General features: G+C 37.7%; 25 protein-coding genes and 1 riboswitch. Of the genes, 24 read left to right on the plus strand and 1 reads right to left on the minus strand.

Translation table 11 applies throughout. The features are described from left to right. The first annotated feature begins 4 nt into the window (after nt 1-4). From ACSVI6_RS04190 to ACSVI6_RS04250, 13 genes are all read left to right on the plus strand, one after another. Nucleotides 5-367, plus strand: coding sequence for a hypothetical protein (locus tag ACSVI6_RS04190; protein ID WP_491716223.1), 363 nt, complete (start codon nt 5-7; stop codon nt 365-367). After that, the gene (locus ACSVI6_RS04195) at nt 357-1,073 is read left to right on the plus strand and encodes a segregation and condensation protein A (protein ID WP_491720506.1); all 717 of its coding nucleotides are present in this window, start codon (nt 357-359) and stop codon (nt 1,071-1,073) included. Before ACSVI6_RS04190 ends, ACSVI6_RS04195 begins: the two co-directional genes overlap by 11 nt. A 10-nt stretch (nt 1,074-1,083) precedes the next feature. Continuing rightward, on the plus strand, nt 1,084-1,614 hold the full coding sequence (scpB, locus tag ACSVI6_RS04200) for an SMC-Scp complex subunit ScpB (protein ID WP_491720507.1): 531 nt from the start codon (nt 1,084-1,086) through the stop codon (nt 1,612-1,614). A gap of 2 nt (nt 1,615-1,616) precedes the next feature. Continuing rightward, a complete protein-coding gene (locus ACSVI6_RS04205) occupies nt 1,617-2,345 on the plus strand; it encodes a pseudouridine synthase (protein WP_491716226.1) in 729 nt (242 codons plus the stop codon). Nucleotides 2,346-2,401: 56 nt separating this feature from the next. After that, nucleotides 2,402-2,521, plus strand: a riboswitch (FMN riboswitch). Nucleotides 2,522-2,598: 77 nt separating this feature from the next. Beyond that, nucleotides 2,599-3,174, plus strand: coding sequence for an ECF transporter S component (locus ACSVI6_RS04210; RefSeq protein WP_491720508.1), 576 nt, complete (start codon nt 2,599-2,601; stop codon nt 3,172-3,174). A 21-nt stretch (nt 3,175-3,195) separates the two neighbouring features. After that, nucleotides 3,196-4,239, plus strand: a complete 1,044-nt coding sequence (locus ACSVI6_RS04215) for a helix-turn-helix domain-containing protein (protein WP_491720509.1) — start codon at nt 3,196-3,198, stop codon at nt 4,237-4,239. Then, nucleotides 4,232-5,683, plus strand: a complete 1,452-nt coding sequence (locus ACSVI6_RS04220; RefSeq protein WP_491720510.1) for a RecQ family ATP-dependent DNA helicase — start codon at nt 4,232-4,234, stop codon at nt 5,681-5,683. The genes ACSVI6_RS04215 and ACSVI6_RS04220 overlap by 8 nt, the downstream gene beginning before the upstream one ends. 52 nt (nt 5,684-5,735) lie before the next feature. Then, nucleotides 5,736-6,314, plus strand: coding sequence for a LysM peptidoglycan-binding domain-containing protein (locus ACSVI6_RS04225; RefSeq protein WP_491716230.1), 579 nt, complete (start codon nt 5,736-5,738; stop codon nt 6,312-6,314). 24 nt (nt 6,315-6,338) lie between these two features. Then, entirely contained in the window at nt 6,339-7,022 is a 684-nt protein-coding gene (gene cmk / locus ACSVI6_RS04230; protein ID WP_491719488.1) for a (d)CMP kinase, read from the plus strand. A gap of 68 nt (nt 7,023-7,090) precedes the next feature. Then, on the plus strand, nt 7,091-8,332 hold the full coding sequence (rpsA, locus tag ACSVI6_RS04235; RefSeq protein WP_491716232.1) for a 30S ribosomal protein S1: 1,242 nt from the start codon (nt 7,091-7,093) through the stop codon (nt 8,330-8,332). A gap of 105 nt (nt 8,333-8,437) precedes the next feature. Next, a complete protein-coding gene (der, locus tag ACSVI6_RS04240; RefSeq protein ID WP_491716233.1) occupies nt 8,438-9,748 on the plus strand; it encodes a ribosome biogenesis GTPase Der in 1,311 nt (436 codons plus the stop codon). Between the two features lie 196 nt (nt 9,749-9,944). Further along, nucleotides 9,945-10,220: an HU family DNA-binding protein gene (locus ACSVI6_RS04245; protein ID WP_491716234.1), complete on the plus strand. Its 276-nt coding sequence runs from the start codon at nt 9,945-9,947 to the stop codon at nt 10,218-10,220. Between the two features lie 76 nt (nt 10,221-10,296). After that, a complete protein-coding gene (locus ACSVI6_RS04250) occupies nt 10,297-11,556 on the plus strand; it encodes a tetratricopeptide repeat protein (protein WP_491720511.1) in 1,260 nt (419 codons plus the stop codon). Here the strand turns inward: ACSVI6_RS04250 and ACSVI6_RS04255 are convergent. Further along, on the minus strand, nt 11,553-12,380 hold the full coding sequence (locus ACSVI6_RS04255; RefSeq protein ID WP_491716236.1) for a phage integrase N-terminal SAM-like domain-containing protein: 828 nt from the start codon (nt 12,378-12,380) through the stop codon (nt 11,553-11,555). The genes ACSVI6_RS04250 and ACSVI6_RS04255 overlap by 4 nt on opposite strands. Before the next feature lie 147 nt (nt 12,381-12,527). On the opposite strand from ACSVI6_RS04255, the gene ACSVI6_RS04260 reads away from it, so the two are divergent. The 11 genes from ACSVI6_RS04260 (at nt 12,528) to hslV (ending at nt 23,642) form a co-directional block, all read left to right on the plus strand. Further along, on the plus strand, nt 12,528-13,736 hold the full coding sequence (locus ACSVI6_RS04260; RefSeq protein WP_491720512.1) for a CCA tRNA nucleotidyltransferase: 1,209 nt from the start codon (nt 12,528-12,530) through the stop codon (nt 13,734-13,736). Nucleotides 13,737-13,754: 18 nt separating this feature from the next. Next, on the plus strand, nt 13,755-15,650 hold the full coding sequence (locus tag ACSVI6_RS04265) for an ABC-F family ATP-binding cassette domain-containing protein (RefSeq protein ID WP_491720513.1): 1,896 nt from the start codon (nt 13,755-13,757) through the stop codon (nt 15,648-15,650). 10 nt (nt 15,651-15,660) lie between these two features. Continuing rightward, a complete protein-coding gene (locus tag ACSVI6_RS04270) occupies nt 15,661-16,611 on the plus strand; it encodes a thymidylate synthase (RefSeq protein ID WP_491720514.1) in 951 nt (316 codons plus the stop codon). 14 nt (nt 16,612-16,625) lie between these two features. Then, nucleotides 16,626-17,117, plus strand: coding sequence for a dihydrofolate reductase (locus ACSVI6_RS04275; protein ID WP_491720515.1), 492 nt, complete (start codon nt 16,626-16,628; stop codon nt 17,115-17,117). 17 nt (nt 17,118-17,134) lie between these two features. Next, entirely contained in the window at nt 17,135-17,356 is a 222-nt protein-coding gene (locus ACSVI6_RS04280; RefSeq protein WP_491716240.1) for a YozE family protein, read from the plus strand. 16 nt (nt 17,357-17,372) lie between these two features. Further along, nucleotides 17,373-18,236: a ribosome biogenesis GTPase YlqF gene (gene ylqF, locus ACSVI6_RS04285; RefSeq protein WP_491716241.1), complete on the plus strand. Its 864-nt coding sequence runs from the start codon at nt 17,373-17,375 to the stop codon at nt 18,234-18,236. After that, nucleotides 18,226-18,999 carry a ribonuclease HII gene (gene rnhB, locus ACSVI6_RS04290; RefSeq protein WP_491720516.1) on the plus strand — a complete coding sequence of 258 codons (774 nt, stop codon included), beginning with the start codon at nt 18,226-18,228 and terminating at the stop codon, nt 18,997-18,999. The genes ylqF and rnhB overlap by 11 nt, the downstream gene beginning before the upstream one ends. A gap of 41 nt (nt 19,000-19,040) precedes the next feature. Further along, nucleotides 19,041-19,907, plus strand: coding sequence for a DNA-processing protein DprA (dprA, locus tag ACSVI6_RS04295; protein ID WP_491720517.1), 867 nt, complete (start codon nt 19,041-19,043; stop codon nt 19,905-19,907). An 80-nt stretch (nt 19,908-19,987) separates the two neighbouring features. Then, nucleotides 19,988-22,093 carry a type I DNA topoisomerase gene (topA, locus tag ACSVI6_RS04300; protein ID WP_491719494.1) on the plus strand — a complete coding sequence of 702 codons (2,106 nt, stop codon included), beginning with the start codon at nt 19,988-19,990 and terminating at the stop codon, nt 22,091-22,093. An 81-nt stretch (nt 22,094-22,174) separates the two neighbouring features. Next, the gene (gene xerA / locus ACSVI6_RS04305; protein WP_491720518.1) at nt 22,175-23,086 is read left to right on the plus strand and encodes a site-specific tyrosine recombinase/integron integrase; all 912 of its coding nucleotides are present in this window, start codon (nt 22,175-22,177) and stop codon (nt 23,084-23,086) included. Between the two features lie 13 nt (nt 23,087-23,099). Continuing rightward, nucleotides 23,100-23,642 carry an HslVU peptidase proteolytic subunit gene (gene hslV / locus ACSVI6_RS04310; protein WP_491716246.1) on the plus strand — a complete coding sequence of 181 codons (543 nt, stop codon included), beginning with the start codon at nt 23,100-23,102 and terminating at the stop codon, nt 23,640-23,642. The last annotated feature ends 31 nt before the right edge of the window (nt 23,643-23,673 follow it).

The following is a 23,673-nucleotide window of genomic DNA, read 5'->3' on the forward strand; positions in this document are numbered from 1 at the left end:
TAAAATGTTATTGAAGTACAAAGATGATTATCAAAAAATTGTTTATGATCTACTATCACTCGCTCCAAATATGAATAAAATGGAACGGATTTCTGAAGAAATCGAATGGTATGATGATTCAGATGATCGTAATTTTTATTTATGGAAGGACCAAAATGATAATTGGTCGGGCCTTTTAGGAGTCGAAGATAAAAAACAAAATGTGTTAGTGAGAAGAATTGTATTGGTTCCAGAGTTATTTACAATGGATAATTGCTTTAAGATGTTAAATGAACTTGAAAAAATTTATTTAGATAAAAAAATCGTTGGATCATTGGATACTGCAAAAATTTGTGAAGCTTGGGAGCAGGCTAGAGATGAACAATGATCAAGAGCAATTTGCGATCCATGTGAATGAGTTTGATGGGCCATTAGAACTATTATTGCACCTTATTAAGCAATCTAAGATGAGTATTTACGATATTCAAATTGAATCTATTACGGCCCAATACGTTGAATATTTAAATCAAATGAAGGGATTTAATATTGATTTAGTTAGTGAGTATTTTGTAATGGCTTCAAATTTGATGGCGATTAAGTCTAAAATGTTACTGCCGATAAATAGTGATTTACAAGCAGAAGATGATCCCAGGGATGATTTGGTCAATCAATTGATCGTCTATCAAGCTTATAAGCAACGTGCTGGTGACTTAAAGCATCGCTACAATGATCGTGCCAAGCTGCATTCTCGCGCAGAGGTCGTCCCTAATTACGTTAATGGGTTAATTGAAACGCATGATCCACTTGATCTGCAAATTTTGAAAAATGCATTTCAAAGGGTCATCAGTAATCACTTTGATGCTGAAGATGCAATCGTTGAAGTTAGTGAATGGCAATACTCAGTTGAAGAACAAATTCAATGGGTTAACGATAGTCTAAATAATCACGAGGCTTTGGATTTAGACTGGGTTTTTAAACACCAGTCGAATTTAAAGGCTTTAATTACAACGTTTTTAGCAATTTTGGAACTGATTAAACAACACCAGGTGAAGGTCTTTCAATTGAACCATCAATCTAAAATTTCCAAACGGTGAGGTGATGTGAATGAGCAGTAAATTAGCACGCGTGGAGGCTTTGATTTATGTAACGGGTGATACAGGAATTTCAGTAGCTCAACTTAGTAAGTACCTGTCGATCGATCGCACGGAAGTTCAGCAGTTGATCGAAAAATTGACCTTTAAGTATCAAAGTGACTCTGATTGTGGGTTACAAGTAATTCATTTTGATCAAAAATACCAAATTACGACTAAAGCGGCTCTCAATGATGATTTAAAACGATTTTATGGTGATAGTGACCGAACGGGGCTGACCCAAGCTAGCTTAGAGGGATTAACGATTATTGCCTATAATCAACCGATCACTAGGGTTGAAGTTGATGATATTAGAGGGGTTAACAGTTCAGCAATTATCCAAAAATTATTAAAACAGGGATTAGTTGAGGTGGCTGGCAAAAAAGATGTTCCTGGAGGACCGCCACTATATAGAACTACTGGTTTATTTTTAAATTTATTTGGGTTGGACAGTCTAGATAAACTCCCCCCGATGGATTTGGATACTGATTTAAAAGGAGATTAAAAATGGCAGAACGATTGCAAAAAGTAATGGCTAAGGCAGGGATTGCTTCAAGACGTAAATCTGAAGAAATCATTAAAGCTGGTCGGGTCAAAGTAAATGGTAAGGTTGTAACTGAATTAGGAACTAAGGTTAAAAATAGTGATGAAGTTCAAGTAGATGAAGTTCCAATTAGTCGTGAACAACCAGTTTATTATTTGCTATATAAGCCACGCCAAGTTGTTTCAACGGTTAGTGATGAAAAAAATCGCAAAACGGTTATGGATTATTTCCCTGAAGTTAGTGAACGAATCTATCCAGTTGGACGGCTCGATTATGATACTGCTGGGTTATTGTTGATGACCAATGATGGTGATTTAGATAATCGTTTGACCCACCCCAAATATGAAATTAATAAAGTTTATGTTGCAAAGGTAACTGGGATGCCCACTAATGAAGGGTTAAAGAAGCTTCGTTTAGGGGTCATGATTGATGGTAAAAAGACTGCTCCAGCTAAGACTAAGGTCTTAGAAGCAGTAAATGGATACCAGGTTAAGAATGCGGTCATTCAATTGACGATTCATGAGGGACGCAACCACGAAGTTAAAAAAATGTTTGCAGCAATTGGGAATCCAGTCAAGAAGTTGAGTCGGGTTCAATACGGCTTTTTGACCCTTGGCAACTTAAAGCCAGGTGAATATCGAGCCCTTAAGAAGGTCGAAGTGGATCGACTTTTTGAAATGACCGAAAAATAATATATTTGACTTTTGGGTTTTAAATTATGTAAAATAGTCTCGTAAATAAAATTTTGGTTTATCTTCAGGGCAGGGTGTGATTCCCAACCGGCGGTATAGCCCGCTACCTATCTTTTGATAGTTGATTTGGTTAAATTCCAAAGCCGACAGTATAGTCTGGTATAAAGAAGATTGCTTTTTAAGTGCCGTTTTGAAACGGTTCTTTTTGGATTTTAAATCCTGTGAAGATGGCCTATTAAAGGGGCTTTTTTTTATGGAAACAAGTAGTAAGCGTTTTAGTGTTGTTCAGTTAGTGCAGATGTCATTATTGGCGGCGTTGTCGTATATTTTGATGATTTTTCCGACCATTCCAATGTTTGCATTCTTCAAGCTTGATTTTGGTGATATTCCGATTTTGATCGGGACGATGTTATTTGGACCAGCTGGGGGCATCATTATTGCGGTAATTAAGTCGCTCTTGTATTGGATAACTGGTGGGGCATCGATTGCCAGTTTGATTGGGATCATTGCGTCACTGACCGCTTCGATCGTTATTTTATTATCGATCGTAGGGGCCCAAAAGTTATTTAAGAACCGTGATCGCTTAGTTGACAAACTGGCAACGGTTGGAATTGAAACGATTAGTCTAGTGGTAGTATTATCGGTATTGAATTGGTTGGTAATTACCCCACTTTACGCTAGTCTAGTTGGTTTTAAGATTCCTGACATGGCTAAGTACATTTTAGTTCAAGTGATTCCATTTAATTTGATCAAGGGGATCGTGATTGGTGGATTATTCATGTTAGTAAAAGATCGGCTTGCTAAGTGGATCGATTCACATAAACAATAATAAAATGAAGGGATGTTCTTTATGAATCGTGATTTAATAATGTTTTTCCTATCTGCTGATCAGCCGCGGCGAATTAAAGTGATTGAAAATACTTTGATTCAAAGGAGAACGGTTTCGATTTTGTTTTGGGGGATGCGTTATGGAATTAATGATTTTATGGGATGTCTGCCAAAGGTTGATTCACAATACACACTTAGTGAATTACAAAAATTAATTAATGCTGGGCTAGTCAAGCAACCTGATGATAAGCATTACTTATTAACGGAAGCTGGGGTAGCCTGGGTACATAATCATTTTGCAAATTATAATTCCCAAGCGGGCTTAAAAATGAATTTGCGGTTTGATTTAAATCGATTTCGGCGACGTTTTTTGTTAGCGACCCAAGTTGTTTCAGAATATAGCTATCATAATAATCAGTATTATCCAATGTTGATTGGGCACTATGATGATCAGTTTATCAAACGTTGGTTTAACTATTTCAAAGATCGTGATTTAGTGAAAAATTTTTCAAAGGCGCTTATTAATTTTTTATCACAACTATCAGATCAGCGTGCATGGCAATTTACTAAAATTTTAAATGGTCATTCCATAATTGGGATGACCATTTTTCAACAAGCAAATGAGCTGAATTTAAATCCAGGGGTCGTTTGGATTAATGAACTTCAATTATTTAACGAACTAATTGAATTTTTGATTAAAAATAGTGACCGCTACCAAGCTCCGTATCTTTTATTAGGTGAGGATAAGCGTTCCTTAGTAAGTAATAGTGCTAAAAGTACTTACCAAATGTTGCTATCAGGAAATAGTTTTGATCAAATTGCTCAAATAAGACACATTAAGGCTTCGACAGTTAAGGAGCACTTATTGGAAGTCGCAATTTTGGAACCGCAGACAAGTGAGCTGTTCAAAAAACTTTTTAATGAATTGACATGGCAAAGATTAGAAGCTACTTATCATGGCAACATAGATCAATGGCAGTTTAATGATATAAAAAAACAGGATCCGACCCTTGATTATTTTTATTTTCGACTATATCAAATATTAAGGGGGCATTTGAATGGATAAAACGCAGTTGAAACAAATCCTAAAGGATCACTTCGGTTTTGATGATTTTAGACCGGGGCAATCGGAAGTCTTAATGGCATTGCTCGACCATCAAAACACATTAGCCGTTTTACCAACGGGGGCGGGTAAGACACTGATCTATCAAATGTTTGGATTATTGAATCCCCAGCCGATCATAATTATTTCTCCGTTATTATCATTGATGCAAGATCAAGCTGATCGTCTAAAATATTTAGGCATCAAAAAAGTAGTGGCACTAAATTCCACGCTTGATTGGCAACAAAAACAGTTCGTATTGAATCATTTAAATCAATATCAATATATCTATGTTTCACCAGAAACAATCTCGCAATCAGAAGTAATGCGCTTTATGAAAAACATTCATCCTGGATTGGTTGTGATCGATGAAGCCCATTGTTTATCACAGTGGGGACCTGATTTTCGTCCTGAATATTTGAACTTAAAGACGATTTTAAATGGCTGGGGGCATCCCCTTACGTTAATGCTCACTGCAACTGCTTCTAAGGAAATTCAAGCTGATATTATAAATAAATTAGGGTTGATGGATTCGGTCCATCGGGTTATTGAATCGATCGACCGTCCTAATATTTACCTATCAGTTCGGAGGGTTTTAAATGCGGATGATAAAATTACGGCTTTAGTATCAATGGTTAATCAAATTCAACCACCTGGGATAATCTATTTCTTAAGCCGCAAGTTAGCTAATCAAGTTGCATTAACGTTAAATCATGAGTGTAATTTAAGGGTGGCTGCTTATCATTCTGGGCTGTTAGACGAAGAGCGATTTAAAATTCAGCATCAGTTTATGAATGATCAATTAGATGTAATCTGTGCGACTAGTGCGTTTGGGATGGGAGTTGACAAAAATAACGTTCGGTTTGTGATTCATTATCACTTACCCGTCGATTTGGAGTCCTATATGCAAGAAATTGGGCGAGCTGGTCGTGATAACAAACAAAGCATTGCAATCTTATTGTATCAAAATGGGGATGAGTCACTTCCAGCAAGTTTTATAGATAATAATATTCCGAACCAACAAACGATCAATTCATTTTTTAACGATCCGCAACGCATTATCAATCTGGCACCAAATGATGAACAGGTGCGAATACTTAGTTTTTATTGGCAGCATGGGTATTCACGGGATTTGGTGAATAACATCTTTAGCGCTAGGTATAAACAACAAAAAAATAATTTGAATGCATTGATGCGTTATGTTACTTTCGATGGTTGTCGACGTCAATTTTTACTAAATTATTTTAATCAGATCGCGCCCCCTCACAGTCGAAAATGTTGTGACTACTTAGCACCACAAAATCCGATTGCTGAATTAGGGCTTAAAAGAACTTCATCAAACGGGGAGAAAGCTAATGATTTGGATTGGCGATTGATTATCGAAAAATTATTTAAAAATGATGATTAAAATCAATAAGTAAATGTTACAATAATAAATGATTATTTTAGAGGAGGTCGCTATGAAGGATAAAAACCAAAATGATAAGGAACCCTGGAACCAAACGTTCGATGATGCAACGGATGATGAAGGAAACCTATCAAGAACGAAATTGCGCAAGCAAAACAAAAGTAATAGTTTAATCTCAATTATTTTAATTAGTGCAATTGTTTTAATTATGGCATTTGCATTGCTTTTTGGGGTCATGAAGAGTACAGGTGGAACTGACAGTAGCAGTTCCAGTATTGCAAGCACTAAGGTTCAATCAGTAAGTACTAGCAAGGAAAAAAGCGCTACAAAGGAAAATAGCTCTAAAAAAGCTAGTACAAGGACTGAAAAAGCAAGTTCTGAAAGTGCTAAATCTAGTAGCATTGAAAAGGCAAAACAATCTTCTGAGTCTAAATCCAAACAAAGTAGCAAAACGGATAGTAGTAGTTCATCAAATAGTAGCGCTAGTGGTGATTATGTGACTGTTCAAGCAGGTCAAGGGTTATATCGGGTTGCTACTAATGCTGGAATTTCTGAACAGCAACTTTTGGAGCTGAACGGATTGAGTAGTGCTTCGCAAATTCATCCTGGCCAAAAGCTACGGGTTAAATAATATTGATTGGGGAATTGATTTACTTTGAGTATAAAAAAGTTACAAGTTGCAATTGATGGACCAGCTTCTGCTGGTAAAAGCACCGTTGCTAAGTTGATTGCTAAACAATTTGGATATGTTTACTGCGATACCGGGGCGATGTATCGATCGATTACATTGAAGGTCATTCAAGAGGGGATTGCATTAGATGATGAACCTAAGATCGTAGCGGTTTTAAACGATACAACAATTGATTTTAAACCAGGGCATCCGCAGCAAATTGTTTTTTTAGACCATCAAGATGTGACCAATGAAATTCGTTCTGAAAAGGTTACTAATTCTGTTTCCACAGTAGCTGCTTTACCTGGCGTTCGTAAAAACTTAGTCGATCAGCAACGTAATATCGCTAGTAACGGTGGGGTTGTGATGGATGGCCGTGATATCGGAACCACGGTATTACCGGACGCAGATTTAAAAATATTTTTAGTTGCGAGTGTGGCCGAACGTGCTGAACGAAGGTTTAAGGACAATGCTGAAAAGGGAATTCACACCCCTTTAAAAGAGCTAGAGGCTGAAATTGAGACCCGTGACTATAAGGATTCACATCGGAAAGTATCGCCCTTAGTAAAGGCTGCCGATGCAATTGAAATTAATACCACTAGCATGTCGATTCAAGATGTGGTAGCTGAAATTAGTAAATTAATGAAAAATATGTTGAATAATAACTAATTACTAGCAATTATTTATAAATTAGGTTAAACTACAGTTAGTTGTTGTCGCAAGGAGGAAGTATTTTTATGAGTGAAACTAACGAAAATACAAATAAGGATTTATTAAACGCTTTGAATAGCGTACAAGAAGTAAAAGTTGGAGACGTTGTTAATGGTGAAGTTTTAGATATTGACGAAAGCGGTCAAGTTTTTGTCGGAATCGAGAACTCTGGTGTTGAAGGGGTTATCCCACGTCGCGAACTTTCTGCAAAACCAATCGAAAATGTTAAAGATGAATTTAAAGTTGGAGACAAGGTTAAGGTAGTTGTAATTTCTAAAATTGGTGATGATAAGGAAGGCGGAAGTTACTTATTATCAATCAAGAAATTGGAAAGTCTCAAGGTTTGGGATGAAATCAAGGAAAAAGCTGACAAGGGCGAAACTGTTAACGTTACCGTTAGCCGAGTTGTCCGTGGTGGTTTAGTTGTTGACGCTGATGGCGTTCGTGGCTTTATTCCTGCTTCAATGATTACTGATCACTTTGTTGAAAAATTGAACCAATTTAAGGGTCAAGAATTCGAATGTAAAGTAGTTGAAGTTATTCCAGCTGAAAACCGTTTAATTCTTTCTCACCGTGAAATTGTTGAAGCGGAAAGAAAAGAAGCCCGTGAAAAAGTTATGGATAAGCTTACCGTCGGTGAAGTTGTTGAAGGTAAAGTTGCTCGTTTAACTGATTTTGGTGCCTTTGTTGACTTAGGTGGCATTGATGGACTTGTTCACGTTTCTGAAATTTCATACGAACGGGTTGCAAAGCCAAGCGATGTTCTTAAAGTCGGTGAAGAAGTTAAGGTGAAGGTTCTTTCTGTTGATGAAGATCGGAACAGAATTGCACTTTCAATCAAGCAAACTCAACCACAACCATGGGATGATATCGAAAGCAAGGCTCCAAAGGGCAGTGTACTTGAAGGAACTGTTAAGCGCTTAGTTGAATTCGGTGCATTTGTTGAAGTATTCCCAGGTGTTGAAGGGTTAGTTCACATTTCACAAATTTCACACAAGCACGTTGCTACTCCAGGTGATGTTTTGAAGGTTGGCCAAAAGGTTGAAGTTAAGGTCTTAGACGTTCAACCAGAAAACCACCGTCTTGCATTGTCAATGCGTGCTCTTGAACCAGAACCTGAACATGCTGAAGGTGAAGGTAACAAGCGTCGTCCAAGCAGAAAGCCAGTTAATGATAATTCTATCAAGGATGCACCAGAAGAAGAAAGTGGTTTCACTTTAGGTGATATCGTTGGTAAGGCTTTAAACAAAGATGAAGACGATAAATAATTAGTACCAGATAATATTTCATGACAATATTATTAAAATTATCCTTCAATTTATTTGAAGGATAATTTTTTGTTTATAATGATTAGCTCAAAGGAGGCTTAAAATATGGCACAACAACCAACAGTAGCAATTGTGGGTCGGCCGAACGTCGGGAAATCAACCATTTTTAATCGAATTGCTGGGGATCGGATCTCAATCGTTGAAGATACCCCTGGTGTTACTAGGGATCGAATTTATGCCCATGCAGAATGGTTAAATCAATACTTTAATATTATTGATACCGGTGGAATCGACATTGGTGATGAACCATTCCTAAAGCAAATTACCGCACAAGCTGAAGTGGCGATCGACGAAGCTGACGTAATTATATTTATGGTCAATGGTAAAGAAGGGGTCACTAGTGCTGATGAACGGGTTGCAAAAATTTTATACCGTTCTAAAAAACCAGTCGTATTAGCAGTCAACAAGGTCGATAATCAAGAACTACGGATGAATATCTATGATTTTTATTCACTAGGGTTTGGTGAACCATACGCTATTTCTGGCGCCCATGGAATTGGCTTAGGTGATTTATTAGATGAAGTGGCTAAACACTTCCCATCAGAAAGCGATACGGAGGATATCGATTCAATTCGCTTTAGTTTGATTGGTCGGCCTAACGTTGGGAAATCATCGCTAGTCAACTCTATTTTAGGAGAAAATCGGGTGATTGTTTCAGACGTTGCAGGGACTACTCGTGATGCGATCAACACCACTTTTGAATATCAAGATCAGCTATTTACGATGGTTGATACAGCTGGATTGCGTAAGCGTGGTAAGGTGTATGAAAATACTGAACGCTATAGTGTAATGCGGGCAATGAAAGCAATTGATGATAGCGATGTTGTTTTAATGGTGATCAATGCAGAAGAGGGGATTCGGGAGCAAGACAAACGGATTGCTGGATATGCCCATGATGCTGGTCGAGCAATCATAGTAGTTGTTAATAAGTGGGATACGATCAAGAAGAACACCCATAGTCAACACGATTTTGAAATTGCATTCAGAACTGAATTTCGATACCTTAGCTACGCACCCATTATTTTTGTGTCAGCATTGACCCATCAGCGATTGAACCAAATCCCTGCTTTGATTGAAAAGGTTAATACTAATCATAAACAGCGAATTAGTTCTTCTGCTTTGAACCAGGTTATTTCTGATGCAATTGCAATGACTCCAACACCGACGGTCAAATCGCGGCGGTTACGGATTTATTATGCTACTCAAGTAGCAGTTGCACCACCGACCATTGTTGTTTTTGTCAATGATCCAGAGTTGATGCATTTTTCATACCAAAGATATTTAGAGAACCAAATTCGGGCTCATTTTGATTTTACGGGGACTCCGATCAAGATTTTGAGTCGCCATCGAAAGTAAAACTGAATAATGGGCGCAAAGCCAGTATTTATATGTATAAAATGATTGCACTTAAGATTGGTTTGTGATATTTTGGATAAAGTAAAGGTGCCCCTTGGTGTGCCTAGAACTTTGGGTCGTTTTCATGGTATAATGATTAAGTTCAGTATCATGGTACTGATCAAAAAGTTCCTAATTATTTAGGAGGTGAATCTCAATGGCAAACAAGGCAGAATTAGTTAGCGATGTCGCAGAAAAGACTGGTTTAACTAAAAAGGATGCTACTGCAGCTGTAGATGCAGTATTCAACTCAATTGAAAGCCACCTATCAGATGGTGAAAAAGTTCAATTGATCGGTTTTGGTAACTTTGAAGTTCGTGAACGTGCAGCTCGTAAGGGTCGTAACCCACAAACTGGTGCAGAAATTCAAATTCCTGCAAGCAAGGTTCCAGCTTTCAAACCAGGTAAGGCTTTAAAGGATGCAGTTAAATAATTGTATTTTTTAAAAAAGCCAGTGCGACGAATGTCGGACTGGCTTTTTTTATTGAATCATTTTAGGAGGAAGCAACATGAATAGCTACTCACAAAAGGCATTGGATTTTTTAGAAGCTGGCAAGTTAGATGAGTTTGATGAACAATTCCAGTTAGCTTTAAAAAAAGACGATGATGACCTGTTATTCTCATTAGCAGAGGAATTATACTCACTCGGTTTTTTGAGTCAAGCTAAGCAAATTTATCATCAACTGCTAAACAAATACCCAGATGCTGATGAATTACGCGCTAACTTAGCAGAAATTGCAATTAGCGAAGATCAAAATGACCTAGCTCTTTCATACTTAAGTGAAATTAATCCCAATTCGGATAGCTATGTGCAATCACTAATGATCGCAGCAGATTTATATCAGACCCAAGGCTTATTTGAGGTCAGTAAGCAAAAATTATTGATGGCTAAACAAATCGCTCCTGATGAGGACATAATTAATTTTGCATTAGCCGAACTATACTTTTCAACTCGCGAGTTCGATAAGGCAATCCCCCTTTATTTGCATTTAATTAAAAAGGGGATTACTGAACTATCTTCTGTGAACTTAGTGGAACGAATTGGATTGGCATATGCCAATGCGGGTAGGTTTGGGCATGCAATTGGCTATTTAAAACAGATCAAGTTAATTAATATGACCTCAGATGTTAAATTTGAAACCGCCTTTACCTATTTACAGCTAAAAGATTACCGCCAAGCAGTAGCGATTTTTGAGGACCTTCGTGATAGTGACCATGATTATCAGACGCTTTATCCATACTTAGGAGAAGCATTGGAAAAAATGCATAAAGAAAAAGATGCTTTAAAGGTCTTTCAAGAAGGTTTAGGAGTCGATGAGTATAATGAATCACTGTGGACTAAGACGGGTGATTTAGCCCTGAAATTAGGTGAAATCGAGCAAGCTGAGCATTATTATCGTCGTGGTCATGAGATTGCCCCGGATGATTTGAATCTCACGATCAAATTATCAAACCTATTAGTTCAAGAAGAAGAATATGAAGCCAATATTTCGTTTTTAAAACAGTATTTAGAAACCCATGCTATTGATCCTCAATTAGCATGGAATTTGGCAACTTCGTATTCTGAAATAGACGAGCTTGCTCAAGCAACTAATTTTTATGAACTGGCCGCTAAATCGTTTTCTGATAACCCTGACTTTTTAAAGGAAGCAGCATTATTCTATCGTTCAATTGGTAAAAACGATACGATGTTGCCGCTCTTGAAAAAATATTTAGAATTAGAACCCACTGATGATGAAATGGATCAAATATTGAATGAATATCATTAGTCTAAATTATGAATCAACTTGCGATAGTATAGGATCGAGACCATGTCTAGTCGTAGCTTTTCTGACAAGTCGGGATCTGATAATCGGGGATGCTTTAAAATATAATCAACAACATAACTTTGGAACAATTGGGATGGCTTTAATTGCATCCCAATTTTTTGTTCATCTGGTTTTAAATACTTATGAATTCCCTGAAGTGTAATGTGGGGGTCCCCAGCAAAACGCTGTTTTAAAAAAATATCAGGACTGGATTGGCGCAATTGGATTGGTTGAATAAAATTATTAAATTTATCAATGAACTGTTGTTCGTTAGGTTGCCATTTGATTTGTTCAAATTCACGGTAAAAATTAGGTTGCAGGAACTCTTTTAAGTTATAACCCTTACTGATCAGTAATAATACTAAACGAGTGTAGATATGGATGCTGTCATCTGCAATGATATTAGGCAGTTCTTTTAGCCACTTAACTGAAACTGATGCAGGCGTCTTGCGTTCCTTTCCCTTTAGGTTCAGTGTCGGTAATTTTTGGGTGAGTTCTTGCGTAAAGAGGTACTTAAAATAGATATTTAAGTGCGATAGAACTTTATTGTAGGTCGTGTTAGTAATATTTCTTTCAGTCAATAACATGTTCATATACTGTTGAATATCACGATCGAATAGTTGACTAACCCGATGATCTTTTTGGTACCCATGGTTAAAATTAGACAGGTATTCAAATAGGTCGATTAAAGTCGATGAGTATTCATCGATCGTAATCTGGGCTAGTGGAATTTGATGTAAGTATGTTTCAAAATTATTTTGGTAGGGGTAATTATTAACGGTCATGAAGGGGTCTCCTCACTTGTACATTTTTACATTAACTTATCTTAAATAAATAATACCATAATTAAATCCAAAATCAACCAAATTGCTAACAAATAACTGATGAAATTTGGTAACATTAATAGTAGTAATTTAGAATGGGGCGTAAAAATGAAAATTCAAAACTTACCGCATGAATTTGAAAAAGCAAGACCGATTTTACAGACGATCGAAGCTGCAGGATATGAAGCCTATTTTGTTGGAGGGAGCGTTCGTGATACCATTTTAGGGTTACCAATTCACGATGTTGATATTGCTTCCAGTGCTTATCCAGCCGAAATCAAGGCCCTATTTAAACGGACTGTTGATACTGGCATTGAGCATGGTACTGTGATGGTATTGGACCATGGAAATGGATACGAAGTAACCACCTTTCGGACAGAATCTGGCTATCAAGATTATCGAAGACCCGATAAAGTTACCTTCATCCGCTCGCTATCCGAAGATCTAAAGCGACGTGATTTTACAATCAATGCACTTGCAATGAAGGAAGATGGAACGGTGATTGATTTGTTCAACGGTTTAACTGACTTGAAGAATCATTTGATTCGGGCAGTTGGGGATGCTAACACGCGTTTTAACGAAGATGCCCTGAGAATGATGCGAGCAGTCCGCTTTGCCAGTAAGCTAGACTTTAGTATTGATCATGGGACGATGCAGGCAATTACAAAGCATAGTTACTTGCTTTCAAAAATTGCAATTGAGCGTATTTATACTGAATTCGTCAAGATGATGATGGGTTACAAGCCACAACTAGGATTAAGTGACATGGTTAATACGAAAATGATCGACTATGTTCCTGTATTTAACGAATACTTACCAGCTTTCAAACGAATAATCGAATTACCGCCCTTTAAGCTTTCGAACGAGAATCAAGTTTGGGGACTATTGGGGGTGGCATTTAAATTAAACCACTCACAGATTAGTACAATCTTAAAAAAGTGGAAGGCTTCGAACCAAGTGATTGAAGCGACCCAAAAAATTGTCATGGCGACAAATGCAATTCAAAGGAATCAACTAGATGCGATGGCTTTATTTCATACGGGACGCACATTGTTAATGGACGTGGTCGTTGTTGTTCGTGCCTTTGGAACCCCAGTGGATGCAACTGAGTTATTTTATCGCTTTGATGAACTACCAATTAAAGATGTCCATGAACTAGCAATTAACGGCGGTCAATTAATTAAAGCAGGGGTCGTTAAACCTGGCCCAGCATTAGGGAAGCTTTTAAAACAGCTCCAAACATCGGTGATCAATGGTGAATTACCAAATGATGGTCCAACGTTGTTAGAGCATGCACGATTACTTTTAAAAAAATAATGAAGGGGTGTTTATCAAATGCAAACGCTAAGAGCAGAAAACCTAACTAAAACATATGGCGAAAAGACCCTTTTTAAGTCGCTTGATTTTATCATTAACGAACATGATCGAATTGGTTTAATTGGAACGAACGGAAGTGGTAAAACTTCTTTATTGAACGTATTATCAGGAGTTGATACTGATTCTAGTGGAACGATCATTACTTCTAAATCCTATACAATTGGGTATTTAAGACAACATCCGGAATTAGATGATGATCTAACGGTTTTGGATGCAGTTTTTAGTGGGACCCAGGCGGTCTTTGAAACGATCCGTCACTATGAAGAAGTTTTGGATCGTTATTCATTTAATCCCGAAGATCCTAAGGTCCAAAAGCAATATTTAGATGCGGAAGCTAAAATGAATGAAGAAGATGCTTGGAATGCCGAAAGTGATGTAAAAACGATTTTGACTCAATTAAAAATTACTGACATGCAACAAAAGGTGGCTAGCCTTTCAGGAGGGCAAAAGCGTCGGGTTGCATTGGCCCAGGTATTGATTCAATCACCAGATTTATTGTTAATGGATGAACCTACCAACCACTTAGATTTTGATTCGATCGAATGGCTTCAAGAATACCTTGCTAAGTACAAGGGGTCGTTGTTATTAGTAACTCATGATCGTTACTTCTTGGACCGCGTTGTAAATAATATTTGGGAGCTTTCATTTGGTGAGCTATATGCATATCAGGGTAATTATCAAGATTATGTTCAACAAAAAGCAGCACGGGTCGATCGAGCTGTAAGTGCCGAACATAAGCAACAACGACTCTACAAACAGGAACTAGCGTGGATGAAGAAGGGCGCTAAAGCACGTTCTACTAAACAACAGGCACGAATCAATCGATTTAATGACATTAAGGATAATATTAATCATTTACAATTGGATCAAGATGTCGATATTTCATTGGGACAAAAACGGCTTGGTAAAAAAGTCATTAACATTGAACATGCCGATTTGAAATTGGGCGGCAAGGTGATTTTGAATGATTTTAATATGTTAGTACAAGGCAACGAGCGAATTGGGATCAGTGGTGAAAATGGAGCAGGTAAGTCTTCATTGCTAAATGTAATTGCTGGTCGCATCCCATTAGATTCAGGAGTCGTTACGATTGGTGAAACGGTTAAGATGGCCTATTATACTCAACAAACCGAACCGATTCCAGGCGATAAGCGGGTTATTAACTACCTGAGCGATGTTGGGCAACACGTTACTGATAATCAGGGAAATGAACTTAGCATTACCGAATTATTGGAACAGTTCTTATTTCCACGGTTCATGCACGGCACCTTGATTCGAAAGCTATCTGGTGGTGAAAAGCGGCGCTTATACCTTTTAAAATTATTGATGCAACAGCCCAATGTTTTGTTATTAGACGAACCAACTAATGATTTAGATATAAGTACTTTGACGGTATTGGAAGACTATATTGAACACTTTAGTGGGACCGTGATTACGGTATCGCATGACCGTTATTTCTTAGATAAGACCGCTAATCGACTTTTATTCTTTGATGGCAATGGTAAAATCGAAGAACACTTTGGTCAATTTACCGATTATCTTTCACAACGGGTTACGGATGCTAAGACGCTCAATAAGCAAACTGATAAAAATAATAAACAGCCATCAGCAGATAAACCAGCTAAAAAAGAGAAGGTTAAGTTGACCTATGCTGAAAAAATCGAATACGATCAAATTGAAGCTGAGATCGATGATTTAGATGAACAACAATCCAATATTGAACAAGCAATGGTTGACAATAGTGATAACTTTGAAAAATTAGCAAAGCTACAAAAGCAACTCAATGCAGTTCAAAAAGAATCAGAAGAAAAAATGCAGCGCTGGGAGTATCTTAGCCAGTATGCTGATGAATAGGAGAATTTGAATGCTAGAAGATGCATATTTGAACTTAGAACGCTATGTATTAGAACATGGTCATCACAAGGGTGATCGAACTGGGACTGGAACGCTCAGTACCTTTGGATACCAAATGCGTTTCGACTTAGGAGCTGGCTTTCCCCTGTTGACGACCAAACGGGTCCCATTTGGATTGATTAAGAGCGAGTTACTTTGGTTCTTGCATGGTGACACCAATATTAAATTTTTATTAGCGCACAATAATCATATTTGGGATGAGTGGGCATTTGCTAAATATGTTCAATCTGATGACTATGATGGTCCTGACATGACTGATTTTGGACGGCGGCATTTATCTGATGAACGATTTAATCAGGATTATCAAGAACAAAAGAAACTTTTTTGTGATCGGATATTGTCAGATGATCAATTTGCTCAAAAATATGGTAATTTGGGGGATGTTTACGGCAGCCAATGGCGACACTGGAAAACCCGTCGGGGAGAAACAATCGATCAAATTAAAAACGTAATTGAAATGATCAAGACGCACCCTGACTCAAGGCGCATGATCGTATCGGCTTGGAATCCTGAAGACATTCCTACAATGGCCTTACCGCCCTGTCATACAATGTTTCAGTTTTATGTTAACGATGGGAAACTTAGTTGTCAGCTGTACCAACGCAGTGGGGATATTTTCTTAGGCGTTCCATTTAACATTGCTAGTTATGCATTGTTGACATGTTTGATCGCAAAAGAAACGGGGTTAGAGCCTGGTGAATTTATCCATACGCTTGGGGATGCTCACATTTATTCTAACCATGTTGACCAGGTTAAAGAGCAATTGACGAGAAGTCCTAAACCAGCACCTAAATTATGGCTGAACCCAGCTAAAAAAAGTATATTTGATTATGGGATGGATGATATCAAGGTGATTGACTATGATAGTTATCCAGCAATTAAAGCTCCCGTAGCTGTTTGATTAGGAGAATGATAATGATTGCATTTGTATGGGCAGAAACAAAGAATGGAACGATTGGACAAAACGGTGGATTACCTTGGCAAATGCCAGCGGACATGCATCATTTTAAGACGTTAACGACTGGTCATAAAATTTTGGCAGGGAAGAAGACCTTTTTATCATTTGGACGCCCCTTGCCCAACCGAACTAACATGGTTTTAACTAGTCATCATGCAAGTGAATTGCCAGATGGTGTGGTCGTATTTAATGATGTTGAATCATTTTTGGCTGATTACTCGCAACATAATGATGACGTATATGTTGTTGGGGGAGCGATGATCTTTAAGGCACTAATTAACGAAGTTGACGTATTGTACCGAACGGTAATTGAAGCAGATATTAATGGGGATACCAAGATGCCGACCATTGATTATTCGCGATTTGAAATGATTCAGCATACCAATTTTCCAGCTGATGAACGTAATCAATATCCATACCGTTTTGAAACGTACCGCAAAAAGAAATAATGCGAGGATGACTATTAATGGGACAAAGCTTTTATCAATATTTAATGACCGAACGGAATCCAAAAAGTTATGAACCGATTGCAGAGTTCGCTAATAACGCTTTTCATGATCACTCTTTTCCGAAAAATACTGCTGATTTTGATGAAATCTCTAAGTACTTAGAGGAAAATGGTTCGTATCTGCCATCGATGACAATTTTCGATGAAGCATGGAGTCGCTTTTTGGATTATAGGGATTAGAAACCGAGGTGCAAAAATGGGAGTAAATATTCAATGGTTTCCAGGACATATGGCAAAGGCAATTCGCCAATTTGAAGAAAATGTGCACTTAGTCGATATTATTTTTGAATTAGTCGATGCAAGGGCCCCTTTTAGTTCAATGAATCCAGAAGTAGCTAGGATTGGGGTTGATAAGCCACACCTATTGATTTTGACGAAGGCTGATTTAGCAGACCATAACCTTACTGATCAATGGATTAAATATTTTGATACACATGGTTATACTGCAATTGCTGTGGATTCCAAACAAAATGGTGCTAATAAATTAGTAACTCAAACGGCACTAAAAATCTTACGGCCTAAATTAGATTCAGAAATAAAACGAGGAATGAAGGAGCGTCCAATTAAAGCAATTTGTGTCGGAGTACCAAACGTTGGGAAGTCGACCTTGTTGAACCGCTTAGTAAAAAAACGGGCAGCTCAAGTAGGAAACCGACCAGGGGTCACAAAGGGGCAACAATGGCTTCGCTCTAGTAAGGATTTGGAACTTTTGGATACCCCAGGGATCCTATGGCCTAAATTTCAAAATCAATCAATCGCTAATAAATTAGCATTGACTGGTGCGATTAAGGATAATTTATATGCAAGTGATGATATTGCATTATTTGCTTTGGAATACTTCAGGAAGTACCGCACAAATGAATTAATGAAACGCTACCGTTTGAATGCTGATGATATGGAGAGCAATAACGTTGATCTATTGTTAAAGATCACGAAGCAAATTGGGATGAAAGACGATTATGAACGAGCCTCAGTGCGTTTGATTCAAGATGCGCGAAAGGGTAAATTAGGGCGGTTTACTCTTGATTCGATGGAACTGGTTGAACCTGATGAAAAATGAAACGGTAAATGAAATCAAACAGCGATTAGCTAAGATCGATTCTTTGGACGATGAACGGCTAAAGTTGATTGCAAAAGATGCGCGAAAAGGCGTGCAAACCGCTTTAAAACAACGGATTCGCAAGTTGCAAAAAAACGCAGATAAAATGGCTGCGTTTTTGCAACGCTCCCAAATTGAACGTTCGCTTTGGCAACGGGGCTTGAATTATATTGCTGGGGTGGATGAGGTCGGCAGAGGTCCTCTTGCAGGGCCAGTAGTATCAGCTGCGGTCATTTTACCCCATGATTTTGACTTAGTGGATGTAAATGATTCTAAACAATTGACGCCAGATCGTCGTGCAAAATTGGCACCCTTGATCAAGTCAAAAGCCTTAGCTTATGGAATTGGCGTTATGGATAATTCTGTTATTGATGACGTTAATATCTACGAGGCAACGAGATTAGCAATGAAGTCAGCTGTCAATCAGTTAAGCATTCAACCTGATCGAATTATCGTGGATGCGATGCAAATCGATCTGCCAATTGAACAAATTCGTTTAATCAAGGGGGATGCTAAGAGTATTTCGGTCGCTGCTGCTAGTATCTTAGCAAAGGTTTATCGAGATCAGTTAATGGATCAATATGCGATTCAATATCCTGAGTATGATTTTACCCATAATGCTGGTTACGGAACGACAAAGCATTTATTAGCACTAGCTAAGTTCGGCGTGACCCCGATTCATCGCATTAGTTTTGCACCAGTCAAAAAAATGATCAAAAAATAATTTAATTGCGTATCTTTCCTAAAATGAAGGGATTGATATAAATGCAGGCAAGAAGATTATTATTGAAGTTAAGGATCTGTCGTGGAATTAGTTTTAGAGGTGAATATCGAGTCTATCAATGGCTTAAAAGTAAAAAGTGGAATTCAAAAATGGAATTATCTGCTTTAGATATCATTGAGATTGCACAGATTAAAAAAAGCGCACAGGCTGAATTTAAAGCCCATTTTTTCAGTAATCAATTGGAGTCAGATATTATTTTAAACGAACAAATGTGTAAGTATACGACCATTTTGGATGATGATTATCCACCTAATTTAAAAGAGGCTGCATTTCCACCAATGGTCTTATTTTATCAAGGTGATATCCGACTTGCGCATTGCCAATTGTTGGGTGTCGTTGGGAGTCGCAAGAACTCCAATTACTCTTTTCAGGCGCTTAGAATTTTACTTCCCGAATTAGTTAGGCATCAAATCGTTACGGTTTCTGGTTTGGCTACCGGAGTAGATGGTCTGTGCCATCAAATGACGATTCAAAATGGTGGGAAAACGATTGCAGTGATTGGAACTGGACTAGACTATTGTTACCCCAGAAGCAATGTTCAACTACAATCAATTATTGCACATGAACACCTATTGCTATCTGAATATCCATTAGGCGTGAGCGTTCGTAAACATCACTTCCTTGAACGAAATCGCATTATTGCTGGGTTGATTAAAAATATTATTATCGTAGAAGCTGCTAAAAAATCGGGAAGCTTGATTACCGCTAATTTAGCCCTCCATAATAACCGCAATGTAATGGCAATTCCTGGTCCGATCAGCCATTTGCTGTCGGTCGGTTGTAACGAGTTAATTGCCGAAGGGGCTAAGCCTATTTTAACCGTTGAAGATATTTTAGAAGATTTTTAATTTGACACAAACCCTTAACTGCAATATTATGTGAGAGATTTAATGAATAAAAATAAATAATTTGATTGAGGGATTATTTAATGACTATAAAAACAAAAACTTCTACATCGAAACGTAAGAGAACAGTTAAGAAAAAGTTAGTAATCGTCGAATCACCGGCAAAAGCAAAAACAATTGAAAAATATTTAGGACGGACTTACCGAGTAATTGCAAGTAAGGGCCACATTAGAGATCTGCCTAAGAGTAAGATGGGGGTCGATATTGAAAATAATTTCGAACCGCATTACATTTCGATTCGAGGAAAGGGCGATACGATTAAGATGCTGCGCTCAGAGGCTAAAAAAGCAAAGGCAATTTACCTAGCATCTGACCCTGACCGCGAAGGAGAATCGATTGCATGGCATTTATCACATCTATTAGGATTAGATATTAATGATAATAATCGGGTCGCCTTTCATGAAATTACTAAGGATGCCGTCAAAGATGCATTTAAAAACCCCCGCAGTATCGATATGAACTTAGTCGATGCTCAACAAGCCAGACGGGTATTAGACCGTCTAGTGGGTTATTCCATCTCACCATTGTTATGGAAAAAAGTAAAGAAGGGCTTGAGTGCTGGACGGGTTCAATCGATTGCTTTGTGGCTAATTATTGATCGGGAACGAGCAATCAGAAAATTTGTTCCAGAGGAATATTGGACGATTGATAGTGAGTTCAAAAAGGGACGCTCTAAATTTAATGCCAGTTTTTACGGTTTAGATGGCCAAAAGACAGAGTTACACAATAATAATGACGTTCAAGCTGTTTTAGGAAGGCTTGATAGCAAGGCTGATTTTGAAGTCGTTAGTGTCAAACGCCGTGAAAGAAAGCGCCAACCCCAACAGCCATTCACGACCAGTACGATGCAACAAGTAGCGAATAGGCAGTTGAATTTTAGAACTGGTAAGACAATGATGGCTGCTCAACAGTTGTATGAAGGGATTCATTTAGGGAAAGATGGTAGTCAAGGTTTGATTACTTACATGCGGACGGATTCAACTAGAATCTCAGCAATTGCTAAACATGAAGCCGCTACTTTTCTTCATGAAAATTATGGAGCTGAATATGCAGCTAATAAGCCGTTGAAGGGGAAATTACCTGAGGGTGCCCAAGATGCCCATGAAGCGATTAGACCGACTTCTGTGATGCGGACGCCAGATAGCGTTAAGGAATACTTGAACAAAGACCAATTTAGGCTTTATCAATTGATTTGGTCGCGATTCTTAGCTAGCCAAATGACACCTGCTTTAATGGATACCATGACCGTTGATATAGAACAAAACGGGGTTAATTTCCGTGCTAATGGTTCTAAACTGAAGTTTCCCGGTTTTTTGAAGGTGTATGGAACTCGTGAAAAGGACAATAACCTTCCTGATTTAAATGAGGGGGATGTTGTTAACCTAGTTAAAACGAATCCTGATCAACATTTTACCCAACCACCTGCACGTTACAGCGAAGCTAATTTAATCAAGGCATTAGAAGAAAATGGAGTTGGACGCCCATCTACTTATGCCCCAACGTTAGGGACGATTCAAAAACGTTATTATGTCAAGTTCGTTGGTCGCCGCTTTGAGCCAACCGAATTAGGTGAAATTGTTAATGGCATTATCGAGGAATATTTCCCTGATATTATTAACATTGATTTCACTGCTGATTTGGAATCTAAATTAGATGAAATTGAAGATGCTAAACAAAACTGGGTCAATGTCGTTGATCAATTTTACGAACCCTTTTCAAAGGAAGTCCACCATGCTGAAAAGACAATGGAAAACGTCCAGATCAAAGATGAGCCAGCAGGCTTTAATTGTGAAATTTGTGGCGCACCAATGGTGGTTAAGATGGGCCGTTATGGTAAATTCTATGCTTGTTCACGCTTCCCAGATTGCCGTAATACGCAGGCGATCGTAAAGGAAATTGGGGTTGTTTGTCCGAAGTGTAAGCAAGGCCAAGTAATTGAGAGAAAATCAAAGAAAAATCGGATCTTTTATGGATGTTCTAGATATCCAGAATGTGATTTTGTTACTTGGGATAAACCAGTTGGCCGCAATTGTCCACGCGATGGGCATTTCTTAGTCGAAAAGAAAATTAAGGGCGGGGTTCAAGTCGTTTGTCCAAATGGTGATTATGAAGAACCAGTCCAAAAATAAGGGATTATCTGAAAAGGGTAATGCCTTTTCTTTTTATCAATTAACGTCAAAAGTACTATTTTACTTTAACTAGGTGAAAAAATGAAAAATAAAGAGTTAATAAAAAAGTTTATCAACTACCTACAATTTGAAAAACAATATTCTGAACAAACAATTCGCGCGTATATTTCTGATTTAAATGAATTCAATAAAATTGCAGCAGGTAAGGCCGATCAATCATTGTTAAAAGCTAATGAAATCGATGTTGAAAATTACTTAAATTTTTTAAATCATAAAAATGACGAAAGAAATACAATTTTAAGAAAAATATCGGCAGTAAGATCATTTTATAATTATTTAATTAAAATCGATATCACTAAAAACCAGCCGTTTGAATATGTTCATTTGAAAAAGAAACAAAATCGGCTCCCTAAATTTTTATATCCAAACGAGATTAAAGAATTGTTTAAATCAGCTCGTAATGGAACAAATGAAGCCTTAATTCCTAGAAATGTTGCTATACTAGAAGTACTATTTAGTACTGGACTACGAGTAAGCGAATGCGTAAATCTGACCTTTGCTAAAATTGATTTCAATAATCGGATTATGAATGTGTTTGGAAAGGGTGGCAAGCAACGCTACGTTCCATTTAGTAAGGAAACTGCTCAAGCTTTGAATGTATACATTCGTAAAAGCAGGAATCCATTAATGGCAAAATACAACAAAAGTCATGATAACCTATTCATTAACAATTATGGAAATCCACTGACCGCTCGTGGAGTTGAATATATTTTAGATGTAATTTTAAAGAATAGTTCACTAAATAGTAATATTTATCCGCATATGTTTAGACATACGTTTGCAACGGATATGCTAAATAATGGTGCTGACCTTAGGAGTGTTCAAGAGTTATTAGGACATAGCAGTCTTTCAACAACTCAAATTTACACGCATGTTACAAAAGAGAATCTAATAAAAAATTATAATCAGTTCTTCCCACGATCGAAGGACTAAAGGAGAATGAGTAATGACAGTAAAATTTGAAGCAACTACGATTTGTGCAGTTAGACATAACGGTCATATTGCAATGGCTGGAGATGGCCAAGTAACGATGGGTGAAAAGGTAATTATGAAGGGAACCGCTCATAAAGTTCGTAAAATTTATGATGGTAAGGTGGCTGTTGGATTTGCCGGAAGCGTTGCAGATGCTTTTAATCTAGAATCCAAGTTTGAAGCTAAGCTTAAAGAATATAGTGGCAATTTAAAGCAGGCTGCCGTTAAATTAGCGCAACAGTGGCGTGGTGATCAATCCCTTCAAAAATTAGAAGCGTTATTAATCGTGGCTGATAGTAAGGATTTATTATTAGTATCAGGTTCTGGTGAAGTGATTGAACCCGACGATGACATTTTAGCAATTGGATCTGGTGGTAACTTTGCTTTAGCAGCCGCTTTAGGTATGAAACACCATGCAAAAGATATGAGTGCAAAGGAAATTGCTGAAGCCTCAATCTATATTGCAGGAAGTATTGATATTTTTACTAATCAAAACATTATTTCAGAAGAGTTATAATCTATAATTAGACTAATTTTAAGGAGATTCA

Source organism: Nicoliella sp. ESL1106 (genome assembly GCF_058509965.1).